12 protein-coding genes are annotated in these 16581 nt (G+C 69.9%); 10 read left to right on the top strand and 2 right to left on the bottom strand.

The window, feature by feature from the left end; translation table 11 throughout:
• Nucleotides 1–4: 4 nt before the first annotated feature.
• Nucleotides 5–979 (top strand): class 1b ribonucleoside-diphosphate reductase subunit beta, encoded by a 975-nt coding sequence (gene nrdF, locus G7070_RS10400; RefSeq protein ID WP_166233678.1) that lies wholly within the window; start codon nt 5–7, stop codon nt 977–979.
• Between the two features lie 60 nt (nt 980–1039).
• Here the strand turns inward: nrdF and G7070_RS10395 are convergent, their stop codons facing one another.
• Nucleotides 1040–1360 carry a DUF1508 domain-containing protein gene (locus G7070_RS10395; protein ID WP_166233677.1) on the bottom strand — a complete coding sequence of 107 codons (321 nt, stop codon included), beginning with the start codon at nt 1358–1360 and terminating at the stop codon, nt 1040–1042.
• A gap of 62 nt (nt 1361–1422) precedes the next feature.
• Nucleotides 1423–1557 (bottom strand): hypothetical protein, encoded by a 135-nt coding sequence (locus G7070_RS19455; protein WP_284690932.1) that lies wholly within the window; start codon nt 1555–1557, stop codon nt 1423–1425.
• A 351-nt stretch (nt 1558–1908) separates the two neighbouring features.
• Here G7070_RS19455 and G7070_RS10390 point away from each other — a divergent pair, with 351 nt between their 5' ends.
• The 9 genes from G7070_RS10390 (at nt 1909) to G7070_RS10350 (ending at nt 16557) form a co-directional block, all read left to right on the top strand.
• Nucleotides 1909–3834, top strand: a complete 1926-nt coding sequence (locus tag G7070_RS10390; protein ID WP_166233676.1) for a hypothetical protein — start codon at nt 1909–1911, stop codon at nt 3832–3834.
• Nucleotides 3831–5468: a class I SAM-dependent DNA methyltransferase gene (locus G7070_RS10385; protein ID WP_246227013.1), complete on the top strand. Its 1638-nt coding sequence runs from the start codon at nt 3831–3833 to the stop codon at nt 5466–5468. The genes G7070_RS10390 and G7070_RS10385 overlap by 4 nt, the downstream gene beginning before the upstream one ends.
• Complete coding sequence (locus G7070_RS10380) at nt 5465–6607, top strand: restriction endonuclease subunit S (protein WP_166233675.1); 1143 nt, start codon at nt 5465–5467, stop codon at nt 6605–6607. The genes G7070_RS10385 and G7070_RS10380 overlap by 4 nt, the downstream gene beginning before the upstream one ends.
• Nucleotides 6607–9825 carry a type I restriction endonuclease subunit R gene (locus tag G7070_RS10375; protein WP_166233674.1) on the top strand — a complete coding sequence of 1073 codons (3219 nt, stop codon included), beginning with the start codon at nt 6607–6609 and terminating at the stop codon, nt 9823–9825. The genes G7070_RS10380 and G7070_RS10375 overlap by 1 nt, the downstream gene beginning before the upstream one ends.
• Nucleotides 9826–9935: 110 nt before the next feature.
• Complete coding sequence (locus tag G7070_RS10370; protein ID WP_166233673.1) at nt 9936–11462, top strand: sodium:solute symporter family protein; 1527 nt, start codon at nt 9936–9938, stop codon at nt 11460–11462.
• Nucleotides 11459–13429 (top strand): 6-phosphogluconolactonase, encoded by a 1971-nt coding sequence (locus G7070_RS10365; RefSeq protein ID WP_166233672.1) that lies wholly within the window; start codon nt 11459–11461, stop codon nt 13427–13429. The genes G7070_RS10370 and G7070_RS10365 overlap by 4 nt, the downstream gene beginning before the upstream one ends.
• Nucleotides 13422–14192 (top strand): sugar isomerase domain-containing protein, encoded by a 771-nt coding sequence (locus G7070_RS10360; protein ID WP_166233671.1) that lies wholly within the window; start codon nt 13422–13424, stop codon nt 14190–14192. Before G7070_RS10365 ends, G7070_RS10360 begins: the two co-directional genes overlap by 8 nt.
• Nucleotides 14183–15307 carry an N-acetylglucosamine-6-phosphate deacetylase gene (locus G7070_RS10355; protein WP_166233670.1) on the top strand — a complete coding sequence of 375 codons (1125 nt, stop codon included), beginning with the start codon at nt 14183–14185 and terminating at the stop codon, nt 15305–15307. Before G7070_RS10360 ends, G7070_RS10355 begins: the two co-directional genes overlap by 10 nt.
• Nucleotides 15304–16557 (top strand): alkaline ceramidase, encoded by a 1254-nt coding sequence (locus G7070_RS10350; protein ID WP_166233669.1) that lies wholly within the window; start codon nt 15304–15306, stop codon nt 16555–16557. Before G7070_RS10355 ends, G7070_RS10350 begins: the two co-directional genes overlap by 4 nt.
• Nucleotides 16558–16581: the final 24 nt, after the last annotated feature.

Genomic DNA, 16581 nt, shown 5'->3' with positions numbered 1-16581 from the left:
GAACGTGACCGACAAGCCGACCCTGCTGCGCGGCGTCCAGGCGATCAACTGGAACCGGATCCAGGACGACAAGGACCTCGAGGTGTGGGACCGCCTCACCTCCAACTTCTGGCTGCCCGAGAAGGTGCCTCTGTCCAACGACATCCCGTCGTGGCGGACGCTGCGGCCGGCCGAGCAGCTCATGACGACGCGGGTGTTCACCGGCCTGACCATGCTGGACACCATCCAGGGCACCGTGGGCGCGGTGTCGCTCATCCCCGACGCCCGGACGCCGCACGAGGAGGCCGTGTACACCAACATCGCCTTCATGGAGTCGGTGCACGCCAAGAGCTACTCCTCCATCTTCTCCACCCTCATCTCGACCGCGGAGATCGACGACGCGTTCCGGTGGAGCGAGGACAACGAGCACCTGCAGCGCAAGGCCAGGATCGTGCTGGAGTACTACTACGGCGAGGACCCCGAGAAGCGGAAGGTCGCCTCCACGATGCTGGAGTCGTTCCTGTTCTACTCGGGCTTCTACGCGCCGATGTACTGGTCGAGCCGCGCCAAGCTGACCAACACCGCCGACCTGATCCGGCTGATCATCCGCGACGAGGCCGTCCACGGCTACTACATCGGATACAAGTACCAGCAGGCCCTGAAGGACGCGTCGCCCCAGCGGCGCGAGGAACTGAAGGACTACACGTTCTCGCTGCTGTACGAGTTGTACGACAACGAGGAGGACTACACCCAGGACCTCTACGACCCGCTCGGCCTGACCGAGGACGTCAAGGCGTTCCTGCGCTACAACGCCAACAAGGCCCTGATGAACCTGGGGTACGAGGCGCTGTTCCCCAAGGACGCCACAGCCGTCTCCCCGGCGATCCTGGCCGCCCTGTCGCCCAACGCGGACGAGAACCACGACTTCTTCTCCGGATCGGGCTCCAGCTACGTGATGGGCAAGGCGGTGAACACCGAGGACGAGGACTGGGACTTCTGACCCGGCGCACGTCCGGGGCGTTGAGGCCGGCGACTTCCCCGCCACCCGGCCCATCGCGAACTACAGCGACGCGCCCCCTGCGTTGAGCTGCACATTGCGCGCCGCCTCGGAAGCCGCGCTCTGGCTGGAGAAGGACTCCCCAGACGCCGCGACCTTGTCCGAGGCCCGCCATGCACGCCACCGGTAGGAACCGCCCGCATCCGGGTAGACCTCGTAGCGAGCCGTCGCAGCGCCCGCCTTGAACGACGCGGCAGCACGGTGCGCGTTGTAGGTCGACGGGAACGTCTCGCCCGCCCACGCCACCATCCTGTGGTTGCCGGCATACAGCCACCAGCTCGGTTGTCCGCCACTGGTGTTAGCGACAGAGAAGTACCAGTTCATGATGTTGCTCCTTCAGCAATTTGTAGGTGAAGAGCCGGGGCCAGGACGACCCCGGCTCCGAATCAGCGGCCCTTCGAGGGCTTCTGGGACAGCGCCGAGCCGGCCGCCGTCTTGGCGGCCTTGCTCGACTTCGGGTTCGACAGCACCTTGCTCGCCGCCTTCGCGGCCTTGGTGCTCGTCACTTTGGACTTGCCCATCTGATCCTCACCTCCTTCCCGTGCCTCGCTTGCGTTGGGGCACGGGAGGTGATGTGCTGCAGGAACGCAACCCCGCGCGGTTCACCCCGTGCCCCGAGCGCTCGGCCTGCCAGGGCCGGGCGCTCGTTCTGTTGATGGGCGAGTTCCCTCGTCCGCATCAGTGGGAGCACACGACAACTCCTCACGTTGGACATCGCCCTGTGCGATGACCCAGGTCAATGATGATCCGCGTCGCTCGGCATGACTACCCGCTTGTCTGATAACCCCCCTTATCATGTTTGAGACAGCCACTTCGCACGGCGTCGAATAGTGTGTGTGCATCCGCGTCAACTACCCCCGGGAGGAGGGGGCATGACCACCGACGAAGCCGCCACGGCGCTCTCGCTCGCCGACGTCGCGCGCCTGGCTGGGGTGCGGCGGCCGGTGGTCTCCATGTGGCGCAAGCGTGTGGTCGCTGGGGCTCCTTTCCCGGCGCCGATGACCGACGGACGCTTTCGGGCCGACGAGGTGCTCGATTGGCTCGAGACCACCCGGCGCGGCAACAACCCCGAAGCGCGCCGAGATGCAGCCCTCACCCTTGCTCGTTCCCATCACGACGCTCCCACCCTGGACCGCCTCCTGACTCTCCTCACCGTCCGGGCGGTGACCGGGGTCGCCCTGGCCGCCACGGACCCCGAGGACCTCCTCGACCTCGTCGATGAGATCGACCCCGACGACGCGTGGCTGTTCAGCGAGGCCGAGGACGCCGACAGCCAACTTCTCCGAGCCGAGGCCGACACCCTCGCGGACGCGGCCTGGACAACGGCGGACGCCTACGAAGAACTCCTGGTGGCCTCGCGCGCTCGGGGTGCGGCCCGCCCCTCCGCCGCGAAGCCCATCGAGATGGGCGACGCCCTAGCGCGCTTCCTCAGCACGGCGGCTCGTGCTCTGGTCACCGATCATGGGACGTTGATCGATGTGTCCGGCACGGCCGCCGACGCTCTCGTCCGGAACGATCCTGACCTCCCCGAGTCGACGATCGTGCTCGCGGCCCACGACCCCGATTCCAGCCTCCGCGGGATCCGTCGCCGGTACGCCGCCCACGGGCAACGGCCCAGGGTCACCGCCTTCGAGGAGGACTGGGGTACACCCGACGGCGCGGTCGTCCTCGTGACGCTCCCGCGCGATCCCAAGGCCGCCTTCGACATCGCCGATGAGGTGGCCCTCCAGCTCAGCGGCCGGACGATGGCGCTCCTGGTCGGTCCGGCGTCCGTGCTCACCGACCCTCTACCCCGCGATGTTGAGGGGCGCCGGGACACCTTCCTGCGGCCAGCGGCGCGGACGCTGATCGCCGCGGTTCGCCTCCCGCAGGGCCTGGACCGGGCCGCCGGTCGCGAGCACCTGGCCTTGTGGCTGCTCGGCTCAGACGCACCCGAGATCATCCGCGTGGGCGACCTCTCCGGCCACCAGCCGAGCGAGGTGTGGTGGCAGCAATTGCTGGACGACATCGTCGCCGCATCCCGCCAGGCCAGCGAGCGAGCGTTCGCGCTGCTGCAGCCCGCCTCCGCCACAACGCTGCTGGCCGCGGCCGGCTCGTTGGCCTCGCTTCGGCTCCCCACCACGGAGCAAGTAGCCGCACCGGCTGATGACGCCGCCCGCATCCAACAACTGCTGGAGTCGCTCAGCGCGCCCACGACCGCTCTGGACGGCCTCGCTCCGACCCTGCAGGTGGACGGGATGCGTCGCCACATCACGCTCGCGGAGGCGGTCCGCACGCGCCAGATCGCCATGCTGGCCGGCGCACGCCTGGCCGCCTTGCCGTCGGGCAGCACCCGAGTATGGACGGCGGGCGCCCTCGCCACTGGCCTCCCCGAGGTCGTCGATCTCCTCGCTCTCACGGCGGCATATCCGGACGTGAAGCTGACCGAGCCCGGCGACGTCATCTTCGCGACCTCCGGGAGGCCTCGGGCCATGGTGGACGCCGCGGGCGGTGCCGCCGTCGCTTACCCGGCACGCGCCCTCCGGGTCGCCCCGGGGACACCGTTCTCCGCCCGGGCGCTCGCCGCGACGATCAATGCCCTGCCTCCCGGGAACAGCAAGTGGCGGACCTGGGCGATCCCTCTCGCCCAGGACGCCGACCAGGCCGACCTCGTGCTGGCCCGCCTCGACGACGTCGACGCCGAGCTTCGCGCTCGGCAAGCCCACGTGGACGAACTCCGCACGCTCGTGGTTCGCTCGGTGCTTCCGGGCTCCGTGGCGTTCCACAACCTCCGACCCGACCCGATGAAAGGCGAATGATGGCGCGATCCAAGACGCCGGCGGCTGCGCCGGTGCCCACCTCGGCCAAAGAGCTGAAGGACACGCTCTGGAAGGCCGCGGACAAGCTGCGCGGCTCCATGGACGCGTCCCAGTACAAGGACGTGGTGCTCGGGCTGATCTTCCTCAAGTACGTCTCCGACGCCTTCACCGAGCGCCGCGCCGAGATCGAGGCGGAGTTGGCCGAGGAGGGTTATGACGCCGAGCAGATCGAGGACACCCTGGAGGACCCCGACGAGTACACCGGCCATGGCGTGTTCTGGGTCGACCTCGACGCCCGGTGGGCGACGCTGCTCGACCTGGCCAAGGTGCAGGGCGACAAGACGATCGGGCAGCGGATCAACGAGGCCATGGACCTCATGATGAGCGCCAACCCGTCCCTCGACGGCACGCTCCCCCGCCTGTTCAACCGGCCCAACGTCGACCAGCGTCGGCTCGCCGAGTTGCTCGACCTGCTCAACTCGATGCAGTTCGCCGGGCAGGGCGCCACCAAGGCCCGCGACCTCCTCGGCGAGGTGTATGAGTACTTCCTGGCGAAGTTCGCCTCCGCCGAGGGACGCCGCGGCGGGGAGTACTACACGCCCGCCAGCGTCGTTCGCGTGATCGTGGAGATGCTGCAGCCCCGCAAGGGCCGCGTCTACGACCCCTGCTGCGGGTCGGGCGGCATGTTCGTGCAGGCCGAGAAGTTCCTGGCCGCGCACCACGAGGACCCGTCCAACCTGTCGGTGTTCGGCCAGGAACTCAACGAGAGCACCTGGCGGATGGCGAAGATGAACCTCGCGATCCACGGCCTCAACGGCAACCTCGGCCCGCGCTGGGGCGACACCTTCGCGCTGGACTACCACGCGGGCACCCCCATGGACTACGTCATGGCGAACCCGCCGTTCAACATCTCCGACTGGAACCGCCGCGAGTCCGATGCCCGCTGGGCCTACGGCGTCCCGCCCGCCGGCAACGCCAACTACGCCTGGCTGCAGCACATCATCAGCCACCTGGGCCCCAAGGGCACCGCGGGCGTGGTGCTGGCGAACGGCTCGATGACCAGCAACTCCGGCGGCGAGGGCGAGATCCGCGCCCAACTGGTGGAGAACGACCTCGTCTCGTGCATGGTCGCCCTGCCCGAGAAGCTGTTCCGCTCCACCGGCATTCCCGTGTGCCTGTGGTTCTTCGACAAGGACAAGTCCGACCGGGGCGTCGGGTCGATCGACCGCCGCGGCGAGGTGCTGTTCATCGACGCCCGCTCGCTGGGGCACATGGTGACCCGAGCCGAGCGCGCCTTCTCGGACGCCGACATCCAGAAGATCGCCGACACCTACCACACGTGGCGGGGGATGCCGGCAGTCGCGTCGAGCACAGATGGAGGGGGGAGTGACCAGACGCGTGACCGCATCTACGAAGACGTCCCGGGATTCTGCCGATCAGCTTCGGCGTTCGACATCAAGCAGGCGGAGTACGCGCTAACTCCGGGACGTTTCGTCGGTGCCCACCTCGCCGTTGCTGGGAAAAAAGTGCACGAGCGAATACAAGAACTTTCATCGGCTCTAGAACAGGGTTTCAACCAGTCAACGCGCCTGCAGGCCTCCGTCCGACAGCAACTGGAGAGGCTTGAGAAGTGAAGGTCGACCTGAGCCTGGGGGAAATTCTCGACAACTTCGATTCAAAGCGAGTCCCGGTCACTGCTTCACAGCGCATCGCTGGCCCCTACCCGTATTACGGGGCTTCCGGCATCGTCGATTGGGTGGATGGCTTCCTCTTCGAGGGAGATTACCTACTCATCGCCGAGGATGGCGAGAACCTGAGGAGTCGATCAACACCGGTGGCCTTTCTCGCGAAAGGACAGTTTTGGGTGAACAACCACGCGCATGTGGTCCGCGGCAAGCCAGGGGTCGCCGACACGCGTTTCCTCGCCTACCTGCTCGCCGTAACTGATATCAGCGGATACTTGACCGGTTCGACCCAGCCCAAACTATCGCAGGCTTCCATGAACTCCATCCGCGTGAGATTGCCGTCATTTGCGGAGCAGCAGGCGATCTCGGAGGTGCTTGGGGCCCTGGACGACAAGATCGCCGCCAACACCGAACTCATCGCTACCTGCCTGGGCCTCAGTCGCGCCCTGCACGCACGTGTCCTCCAACAGGAGGCGACCAGCGACACGCTGTACACCGAGGTGGCATCTGTGGGAGGCGGGGCAACGCCAAGTACCAAGCGACCGGAGTACTGGGACGGCGACGTCCCATGGGCTGTGCCGAGCGACATTACGGCGCTCGGCGCTCCCTACCTGGACGACACTCCTCGGCACATCACGGCTGAGGGTTTCGCCGCCTGCTCGTCTCCCCTCTACCCCGTCGGAAGCATCCTCATGACTTCCCGAGCGACCATCGGCGCTTTTGCCGTGAACCAAGTTCCGACGGCTGTGAACCAGGGCTTCATCGTCGTGACGCCGCATGAGGACACCCACCGCTGGTGGCTTCTGCACGAGATGGAGCGCCGTGTTCCCGAGTACCTCAACCGAGCCAACGGAGCCACATTCCTCGAGCTTCCGCGCGGGGTCTTCAAGACGATGCACTTCGATCTACCCGACACACAGGTACTCGAACAGTTTCACCAACAGGTTGACCCCATCCACGCTCGTGCGCTCGCCGCTTCTCGCGAGTCGCGCACCCTGGCTGAGCTGCGGGACACGCTGCTGCCCGCGCTCATGGACGGAACCATCAAGGTCAAGGACGCCGTGGCGTCCGCGGAGGAAGTGTTGTGATGCTCGAGTCGGAGTGGGAAGCGACCATGCTCGACTGGCTGGCCGACCTGGATTGGCGTCCGGGGAAGGGCCAGGAGTTCGAGGCGCAGCGGTCCTCGCTCGGGGATCTCGCGCACCGCGACGACTTCCTCGCCGCGCTGCGCAAGCTCAACCCGGAGGTGCCCGACCAGTACCTGGCGCAGGCGGCGTCCGACGTGCTGGTGCCGGCGTCCCAGGACGCGCCCGCGGAGAACAAGACGTTCCACGACTACCTGGTGCACGGGTACCGCGGGGTCACGTTCGTGGACGCGACCGGGAGCGAGCAGAACCCGACGCTGCGGCTGCTGTCCGCCTCCGCGGACGAGAACGACCTGCTCGCCGTTCAGCAGGTGCGGCTGATCGACAAGGGGTTCAGCCGTCGCTTCGACGTCGTGCTCTACGTGAACGGGCTGCCGCTCGTGGTGGTCGAGCTGAAGCAGGCGGGTTCGAAGCAGGCGACCGTGGCCAAGGCGCACAGCCAGCTCTGCACCTACCTGCACGAGTTCCCGCTCGCGTTCCGGACAGTGGTCGCCACCGTGATCAGCGACGGCCTCACCGCCCAGTACGGCACCCCCTTCACCCCGCTCAACCACTACTCGCCCTGGAAGGTCGACGAACACGGCGTCCCGCTGGAGACCGGTCCGAACCTGCCCGAGCTGGAGGCTCTGACCTTCGGCCTGCTGGCGCCCGACCGGTTCCTCGACATCGCGCTGCACTACACGGCCTTCGACGAGAAGGACGGGGCACTGACCAAGCGGATCGCCAAGCCGCACCAGTACTTCGCGGTCCGCAAGGCCGTCGCCTCGACCGTGCGCGCGGTCGACAGCAACGGCAAGGCGGGCGTTGTGTGGCACACCCAGGGGTCGGGCAAGTCGATGGAGATGGAGCTCTACGCCAACCTCGTCATGACGCACCCGCGGCTGCTCAACCCCACGCTGGTGGTCATCACCGACCGCACCGAGCTGGACGGGCAGCTGTACGAGACGTTCGCCCGCTCCACGCTGCTCGCCGACACCCCGCAGCAGGTCAAGACCCGCAGCGGGCTCCGCGCCGAACTCACCAACCGCAACAGCGGTGGCATCCTGTTCACCACGCTGCAGAAGTTCGGGCGCAACGCGGCCGAGCGCGACGCCGGCGACGAGCATCCCCTGCTCACCGAGCGGCGCAACGTCATCGTCATCGTCGACGAGGCGCACCGGAGCCACTACGACGACCTGGATGGCTACGCCCGCCACCTCAAGGACGCGCTCCCCAACGCCACCCTCATTGCGTTCACCGGCACCCCGATCAGCCAGACCGACCGCAACACCCGCGAGGTGTTCGGCGACTACATCGACATCTACGATCTGAGCCGCGCGGTCGACGACGGCGCCACGGTGCCCGTCACGTTCGAGCCGCGGCTCATCCAGGTGAAGCTCGCCGACGACGTGTCCGCCGACGACCTCGACCGGATCGCCGACGAGCAGGGCCGGGGCCTCGACCTGGCCGAGCGTGAGCGGATCGAAAAGTCGGTGGCCGTCATCAACGCCATCTACGGCGCACCGGAGCGGATCGAGGCACTCGCCCGCGACATCGTGACTCACTGGGAAGCCCGGCGGCTGCGGATGGCCGAGGCGCTCGCCAACGCGGACGCGACCGATGGGGCCGACGCGGCCGCGGATGCGGGGGGCGTGGCCTCCGGTTCCGAGGTGGTGCCTCACGGCAAGGCCATGATCGTCGGCGCGACCCGCGAGATCTGCGCCCGGCTCTACACCGAGATCGTCGCGCTTCGGCCCGAGTGGCACTCCGACGACCTCGACAAGGGGCGGATCAAGGTCGTCTACTCCGGCAATGCGTCCGACGTGCCGCCGATCCGCGACCACGTCCGGCGCGACTCCGAGAACGCGGTCGTGAAGGAACGCCTCAAGAACATCGAGGACGAGCTGGAGTTGGTCATCGTCAAGGACATGATGCTGACCGGCTACGACTCCCCGCCGCTGCACACCCTGTACCTGGACCGCCCGCTCAAGGGCGCCCTCCTGATGCAGACCCTGGCCCGCGTCAACCGCACCTACCGGGGCAAGCAGGACGGCCTCCTGGTCGCCTACGCACCGCTCGCGGACAACCTGCGCGCGGCGCTCGCCGAGTACACCGACACCGACCAGGCGTCCCGGCCGGTCGGCAAGACCGTCGACGAGGCGGCGGCCGCCGGCATCCAGCTCATCGAGGCACTCCGTGGCCTCCTGGCCGGGTTCGGCTGGAAGACAATTCTGGGGTCCAACGATCCCCACCGCGGGCGGAAGGCCGTCGCGGGGGCCGTGGAGTACCTGCGCTCCCCCTTGACGCCGGGCAACCAGGTCGCCGGGGGCGAACTGACGCTCGGCGAGCGCTACCGAATCCTGTCGGCCCAACTGGGCCGCATCTGGGCGCTGGCGTCCGGGGCCGAGTCGTGGTCGCACCTCAAGAGCGAAGTGCGCTTCTACGAAGAAGTACGCGTCTGGATGGCCAAGTACGACGCCAAGGAGCGCGAGGCGAGCGGCGAGCCGATCCCCGAGGAGATCCTGCGCGTCCTGCGCGGCGTCGTCGCCGACGCCACCGCCACCGGCGATATCACCGACATCTACTCCGCGGCCGGCATCCCCCGCCCCACCCTCGGCGCGCTCACGCCCGCCATGCTCGACCAGGTCCAGCGCGCCGACCACCCCCACCTGGCCATCGAGGCGCTGCGCGACCTGCTCATGCAGGAGGCCCGCCACGCCACGGCCGGCAACGTGGTGCGGACCAAGGCGTTCAGCGAGCGGATCACCGAGCTCATGAACCGCTACACCAATCAGCAGCTCACCGCCGCCGAGGTGCTCGCGGAACTGGCCAACCTGATCGCGGAGGTCTCCGACGAGGGACGCCGTGGCGACGCGTTCGACCCGCCGCTGTCCCACGACGAACTCGCCTTCTACGACGCCGTCAGCCAGAACGATTCCGCCGTGCTCCTCCAGGGTGAGGACGTCCTCGCGCAGATCGCCCGCGAACTCGTGGCCGTGATGCGGCGCGACACGCGCACCGACTGGACCCGTCGCCCCGACGTCCAGGCCAAGCTGCGCTCAGAGATCAAGCGGCTGCTCCGCCGGTACAAGTACCCGCCGGACAAGCAGCAGGGCGCGGTGACCATGGTCCTGGAGCAGATGGAGTTGATGGCACACCACGGCCCCGCCGAAGGACGGTAACCCCTCCCGGGTGACCCGCGGCGCGAACCGCTTCCCATGCAATCGATTGCATGCCATAGTCCGCCGAAATGGCTCGGCACTGGCGCAGGGCCTTCTAGGAGGGGACACCCATGGGAACGCTTGACTGGATCGTGGTCGGCGCGTATTTCCTCGTGATGGTCGCGATCGGCTGGTGGTCGAAGCGACGGATCAAGAACGCTGCTGACTTCTTCGTCGCCGGCGGCAAGGTGCCGTGGTGGCTGGTCGGCATCTCGCACCACATGTCGGGCTACTCGGCGGCCGTGTTCGTCGGCTACGCCGCGCTCGCCTACACCACCGGCTTCGCCGTGTACGTGTGGTGGGCGATCTCGATCACCATCGCCTGCGTGATCGGCGCGATCTTCTTCGCGCCGCGCTGGCCGCGCCTGCGGCAGCGGCTGGGGATCATCTCCCCGCTGGAGTACCTGGCCGTCCGCTTCAACGTGGCGACCGAGCAGGTCCTGGCGTGGTCGGGCGCCCTGCTGAAGATCTTCGACGTGGCCGCCAAGTGGACCGCCTCGGCGATCCTGCTCAACGTCTTCGCCGGCGTCCCGATGGTGTGGGGCGTCCTGCTCGTGGGCGGCGTCACGATGATCTACTCCACGATCGGCGGCATCTGGGCCGACGTGCTCACCGACTTCGGCCAGTTCGTCATCCAGTTCGTGGCCGCGATCGCGCTGGCCGTCGCCGTGATGATGCGCCTCGACGGCGCCGCGACGCCGATCACCATGTGGAAGCAGCTCCCCCCGGAGAACTCGCTGCCGTTCAACGGCACGCTCACGCTCGGCTTCTTCCTCGCGTACATCATCATCTCGACGCTGTCCTACAACGGCGGCACGTGGAACCTCGCGATGCGCATGATCGCCACCGAGAACGGCAAGGAGGCCAAGCGCTCCCTGCTGCTGTCGGCCGGGCTGTACCTGATCTGGCCGCTCGTGCTGTTCTTCCCGATGTGGGCCGCCCCGATCCTGCTGCCGAACCTGGCCAAGCCGGATCAGTCCTACGCGCTGCTGGCCACCGAACTGCTGCCGCAGGGCCTCATCGGCCTGGTGCTCGCCGGCATGTTCGCCCACACCATGGCGATGACGTCCTCGGACTCCAACGCCATCGCGTCGGTCGTCGTGCGCGACATCATCCCGCAGTTCCGCAAGGGCAAGTCGTTCCTGCCGGAGAAGACCGAGCTGTTCTTCTCCCGCCTGATCACGTTCCTGTTCATCACCTTCTCGATGATCATCGCGCTGACCTCCGACAGCTTCGGCGGCGTGCTCGGCCTGCTCATCCTGTGGTTCGGCGCGCTGGTCGGCCCGGTCGCGGTGCCGATGCTGTTCGGCATGCTGCCCTACTTCCGCCGTTCCGGTTCGTCGGCGGCGCTCATCTCGACGGCGGGCGGCCTCCTGATGTTCGCCCTCAACCGTTGGGTGCTGGCCGACTGGATCAAGACCTTCGGCAACAACGCACAGGCCTGGACGGTCGCCACGCCGGTGCTCGTCTCGATCATCCTGTTCGTCGCCATCGGCTTCATCAAGCCCGAGAACACCCCCGAGACCGACGCGCTCATCGACTCCCTCAACGAGGACATGGTCGCCGGCGAGGCGGATGTGGAGGGCAGCCGGGCATGACGCACGCGACTCGGTGGTCCTCCCACCTGACTCAGGAGATCCTGCCGTGGTGGGAGGACCACGGAGTCGACGACGAGCGCGGCGGCGTCCGGACGGGGTTCGACAACGCCGGCGCGCTCACCACCCCCGACCGGTTCACTTGGTCCCAGGGCCGCTGGGCCTGGATGTCGGGTGAGCTGGCCGACGAGGCGGACGCCGGCCGCCTCGACCTGGACGCCGGGCTGTGGCGCCGCCGCTGCCTGGCCACGTGCGAGCGGATGCTCGCCGAGGCGGTCCGCGACGACGGCCGCACCCACTTCCGGGTCACCGAGGACGGCGTCCCGGTCCCCGACGCCGCCGGCGAGACCGCGACCAGCGTGTTCGCCGACCTTTTCCTCGTCCTGGGCGTCTCCGCCGGGCTGCGTCAGCTGCCCGCCGGGGACCCCCGGGCGGAGGCCTGGCTCGCCGCCGCGGTGCGCATCCTCGACACCGCCCGCGCGGCGATCGAGGGGCGCACGGCCACGTCCGAGCCCTACCCGGTGCCCGACGGGTTCACCGACCTGGCAGGGCCCATGACCCTGCTGCACGTCTCGGCCGAGCTGTACCGCACCCCCGGCCGTCCGGACGCCGCCCGCGCGGTCCGCGACTGGGCCGGGCGGCAGCTGGAGGACGTACACTTCCCCGGAGGCGAGTGGCGCGAGTTCGCCCCCACCCGCCCCGGCCAGGAGGACACGCTGCTCGCCCGGCACGTCACCCCTGGCCATCTGCTCGAGCTGTTGTGGATGATGGAGCATGCCATCGCCGACGACCCGGGCTTCGCCGTCCTGACGCCGCAACTCCGCGCCGACTACGCCCGTCGCGCGATCGCCGTCGGGTGGGACGACCGCGACGGCGGCGTCCTGCGCTACGTCGACCGCGACGGCGGCGTCCCGCGCGGCGAGGCCGTCCCCGGCTCGCCGTACGAGGCCCTGGTGGCCGACACCTGGGACACCAAGCTGTGGTGGGTGCACGCCGAGGCCCTGTACGGGCTCGCCTTCTACGCGCACGTCTCCCCCGACCTGGCCGCCGACGCGGCCCGGGTCGAGGAGTGGACCATGCGCGTCTTCCCCGCCGCGGGGCAGGAGTGGATCCAGATCCGCGACCGCGCCGGCGACCCGCTCAACCGGGTCGTCGCGCTGCCGGTCAAGGACCCGTTCCACATCGCCCGCGCCCTGATCTTCCTCAACCGCATCGAAAGGAACACCATGTCCACGCATCCCCTGAGCTACACCGTGCACCCCTCCCTCGCCGACCTCGGCGCGGTGACCGCCGAGCACGCGGCGCAGGCGATCAACGCCGCCATCGCCGAGCGCGGCGCGGCCCGCGTCATGCTGGCGGCCGCCCCGAGCCAGGCGCCGACGCTCACGGCGCTCGCGGCCCAGGACATCGACTTCGACAAGGTGACGTTCTTCCACATGGACGACTACCTCGGCCTGTCCGAGGACGCGCCGCAGGGCTTCGGCAACTGGCTGCACACGAACTTCTTCGACCACGTCGCCGGGACGCCGACCTTCCACCGCATCGATCCGACCAAGCCGGGCGAGCAGGCCGTCGCCCAGTACGCCGCCGCGATGGGCGACGAGCCGTTCGACGTCACGCTGTGCGGGCTGGGCGTCAACGCGCACCTGGCCTTCAACGACCCGCCCGCCGACTTCGACGAGCCCGCGGCCGTCCGGCTGGTGGAACTGGACGTCACCTCCCGGCAGCAGCAGGTCGACGAGGGCCACTTCCCGTCCCTGGACGCCGTGCCCGCCCAGGCGCTCACCGTGACGATCCCCCGCCTGCTGAACGCCGGACTCGTCGTGTGCTCGGTGCTCGGCGAGGCCAAGAAGAACGCCGTGACGCAGACCCTGGCGCTCGACCCGACCCCCGACGTCCCCGGGACCGCGCTGAAGCTGCACCCCAACGTCGAACTGCACGTGGACGAGGAGGCGGCCGCCGATGAGTGACGTGCAGCCCGAGAGCCTCGGCGCGCAGTACTACGGCGCCGTCACCGGCCTGATGCAGCAGATCCTCGCCACCGAGCCGGACGCCGTCGCGGCGGTCGCGGACGTGCTGGCCGACCAGATCGAGGCCGACCGGCTCGTCCACGTGTACGGGCCCGGCGGGCACTCGAACCTCGCCAGCCAGGAGGTGTTCTTCCGCGCCGGCGGCCTGATGCACGTCTCCGCGATCCTCGACGAGGGCACGCTCATGTCCTCGGGCGCCCTGCGCTCGATGGCGATCGAGCGGACGCCCGGCTACGGCCGCATCGTCATCGACGACGCCTCGCTGGGCGCCGACGACGTGCTCATCCTCGTGAACGCCTACGGCATCAACGCGGCGCTGATCGACGCCGCGCTCCGGGCCCGCGAACTCGGTGCGACGGTCATCGGCGTCAGCTCGCGCGAGCACGCCGACAACACCGCGCCCGACCATCCGGCGCGGCATCCCTCCAAGCAGAACCTGCACGACGTGGTGGACCTGCACGTCAACACGCACGTCCCGGTCGGGGACGCGCTGATCCAGGTCGAGGGGGCCCTGGAACGCTCGGGCGCGAGCTCCACGTTCGCCAACGCGTTCGCGCTGAACTGGATCATGCTGGAGACGCTGCAGCGGCTCGCGGGCCGGGGCGTCGAGGTGCCGATGTGGCGCAGCGGCAACGCGCCGGGCGGCGACGAGGCGAACCAGCGGTTCATCTCCCGGTTCAAGGGGCGCGTGCGATGCCTGTGATCGAGGGCCGCAGCCCCGACACCGGGGAGGTCCTGGAGGTCGAGACCCGCGGCGACCGGATCGTCGGCGTCCGCCGGACCGACTCCCGCGACGCCACGCTGCCCTGGGTGATCCCGGGCCTGATCGACCTGCAGGTCAACGGCTACGCCGGCCTGGACGTCAACGGCGCCGGCGCCACCCCCGAGGCGGTCGCCGGCATCACCCAGGTGCTGGCCGGCAAGGGCGTCACCACGTGGGTGCCGACGATCATCACCGCCTCCCACGAGGCGATCGTGGCGTCGATGCGCGCCATCACCGCCGCCCGGGACGCCGACCCGGTCGTCGCGGCCGCGATCCCGTTCGTGCACGTCGAGGGCCCGTTCCTCTCCGAGCAGGACGGCCCGCGCGGGGCGCACGACCTGGCCCAGATCCGCCCGGTGGACGCCGCCGAGGTGGCCCGCTGGGCCGAGCACGGGCCGCTCGGCTACGTGACGGTCTCCCCGCACGTGGCCGGCGCCCCCGAACAGATCGCGGCGATCGTGGCGTCCGGGGTGCGGGTCGCCGTCGGGCACACCCACGCGACCCCGGAACAGATCCGAGCCGCAGTGGACGCGGGCGCGACCCTGTCGACGCACCTGGGCAACGGCATCTTCGGGACGCTGCCCCGCCACCCCAACCCGATCTGGACCCAGCTCGCCGACGACCGGCTCACCGCCGGCCTGATCGGCGACGGCCACCACCTGCCCGCCGACACGCTCACCACCATGGTGCGCGCCAAGGGGCCGGGACGCTCGTTCCTGGTCTCGGACTCGGTCGCGCTGGCCGGGGCGGCGCCGGGCCGCTACCGCCAGCCGGTCGGCGGGGACGTCGAACTGCACGCCGACGGCCGCCTCACCCTCGCCGACAGCCAGATGCTGGCGGGGTCGGGGGTCAACCTGGCCCAGGTCGTCGCGTGGACGCTCACCCACACCCCGCTGGGCCTGCCGACCGTCGTCGAGATGGCCTCCGCAACGCCCGCGCGGGTGATCGGCGATCGCACCATCGGCCGCGTCCAGGCCGGCGCCCGCGCCGATCTGGTCCTGCTGGACGCCGCGGGCGCGGTGGTCGACGTGCTGCGCCAGGGGGTGCGCCCGTGATCGACGTCGGCGCCGCGGTGCGCGAGGTCGACGTCCCGGCCGGGACGCCGATGGGCGGGTTCGCCGGTCGGCGCTCGCCCAGCACCGGCGTCCACGACCCGACCACGGTGCGCGCGCTCGTCCTGGGCGGGGTCGGTGTCGTCGCGGTGGACGCCTGCGTCCTGCACGAGGACACCTGCGCGGCCATCGAGGCCGCCGCGACCGGCGCCGACCGGCCCGACAGCGTCGACGCGGCCGTGGTGTCGGCGCTGCACACCCACAGCGGGCCCTCCATCGGGTGCGGACGCGCCGGCGGGCACGCCGCCGCGGTGCACGACGCCGTGGTGGCGGCCGCGATCGAGGCCCTGGACGCGGCCCGGGCGTCGGCGCGGCCGGCGACCGCGGCCTGGGCGTCGGTGCGCGGCACCGGCGTCGCGAAGGACCGCCGCCACCCCGAGCGGGCCATCGACCCGCCGCTGACCGCGCTGCGGTTCGCCGACGCCGACGGCGCCGTGATCGCGACGCTGGCGTCCTACCCCTGCCACCCGGTCGTGCTGGACGGCACGAACACCCTCATCACCGCCGACTACGCCCACCCGCTGCGCGCCGGCGTCGAGGACGACAGCGGCGCGCCGTGCGTCTTCCTCACCGGCGCGGCCGGCGACGTGAACACCGGGCACGCCGCGACGGCGTCCTTCAGCTCGCAGCAGGCCTCGGGGCGGACGTTCGAGCGGGCCGCCGAGCTGGGCGGACGCCTCGCGTCCGGGCTGGCGTCGGCGTCCTGGGAGCCGCTCGCCGTGGACACCGCGCGGTTCGCGTCCACCCCGATCGAGCTCGGCTACGAGGACCTCGACCCCGAGCAGGTGGCCGCGCGGCGCGCCGGCTGGGAGGCCGAGCGGGAGGCGGCCGACCCCGGGCAGCGGGCCGTCCTCGACATCTGGATCGCGTGGGCGGGCGCCTGGCGTCCCGAGGACCAGGCCGAGCCGTGGCGCGGGCGGGTCGGCGTCATCGACCTGGGCGCCGCCGCGATCGTGACCCTGCCGGGCGAGCCGTTCCTGCGGGTGGCCGAGGACCTCGAGGCCGTGCGGCCGCGGGTGATGGTCGCCGGGTACACCGACGGGGTCGCGGGCTACCTGCCCACCGCGGACGCCTACCCCGAGGGCGGCTACGAGGTGGAGGATGCCTGCATGTACTACGCCATGCCGGGACCCTTCCGCCGCGGCTCCGCCGAACTGCTGACGCGGGCCGGGCGGGGCCTCCTCGGGGCCTGAGGTGCCGGGCCGGTCCACCATCCA

Source organism: Propioniciclava coleopterorum (assembly GCF_011393335.1).
In the GTDB taxonomy this organism is placed as follows: Bacteria; Actinomycetota; Actinomycetes; order Propionibacteriales; family Propionibacteriaceae; genus Propioniciclava; species Propioniciclava coleopterorum.
The sequence above is the reverse complement of the archived record's forward strand: the minus strand, read 5'-3'. Positions and strand labels throughout refer to the sequence as shown.

What these genes read in the sequence shown, in the direction of transcription:
- G7070_RS10395 (WP_166233677.1), bottom strand. Translation starts at nt 1,360, where the DNA reads ATGAACTGGTACTTCTCTGTCGCTAACACCAGTGGCGGACAACCGAGC.
- G7070_RS19455 (WP_284690932.1), bottom strand. Translation starts at nt 1,557, where the DNA reads ATGGGCAAGTCCAAAGTGACGAGCACCAAGGCCGCGAAGGCGGCGAGC.
- G7070_RS10390 (WP_166233676.1), top strand. Translation starts at nt 1,909, where the DNA reads ATGACCACCGACGAAGCCGCCACGGCGCTCTCGCTCGCCGACGTCGCG.
- G7070_RS10385 (WP_246227013.1), top strand. Translation starts at nt 3,831, where the DNA reads ATGATGGCGCGATCCAAGACGCCGGCGGCTGCGCCGGTGCCCACCTCG.
- G7070_RS10375 (WP_166233674.1), top strand. Translation starts at nt 6,607, where the DNA reads ATGCTCGAGTCGGAGTGGGAAGCGACCATGCTCGACTGGCTGGCCGAC.
- G7070_RS10370 (WP_166233673.1), top strand. Translation starts at nt 9,936, where the DNA reads ATGGGAACGCTTGACTGGATCGTGGTCGGCGCGTATTTCCTCGTGATG.
- G7070_RS10365 (WP_166233672.1), top strand. Translation starts at nt 11,459, where the DNA reads ATGACGCACGCGACTCGGTGGTCCTCCCACCTGACTCAGGAGATCCTG.
- G7070_RS10360 (WP_166233671.1), top strand. Translation starts at nt 13,422, where the DNA reads ATGAGTGACGTGCAGCCCGAGAGCCTCGGCGCGCAGTACTACGGCGCC.
- G7070_RS10355 (WP_166233670.1), top strand. Translation starts at nt 14,183, where the DNA reads ATGCCTGTGATCGAGGGCCGCAGCCCCGACACCGGGGAGGTCCTGGAG.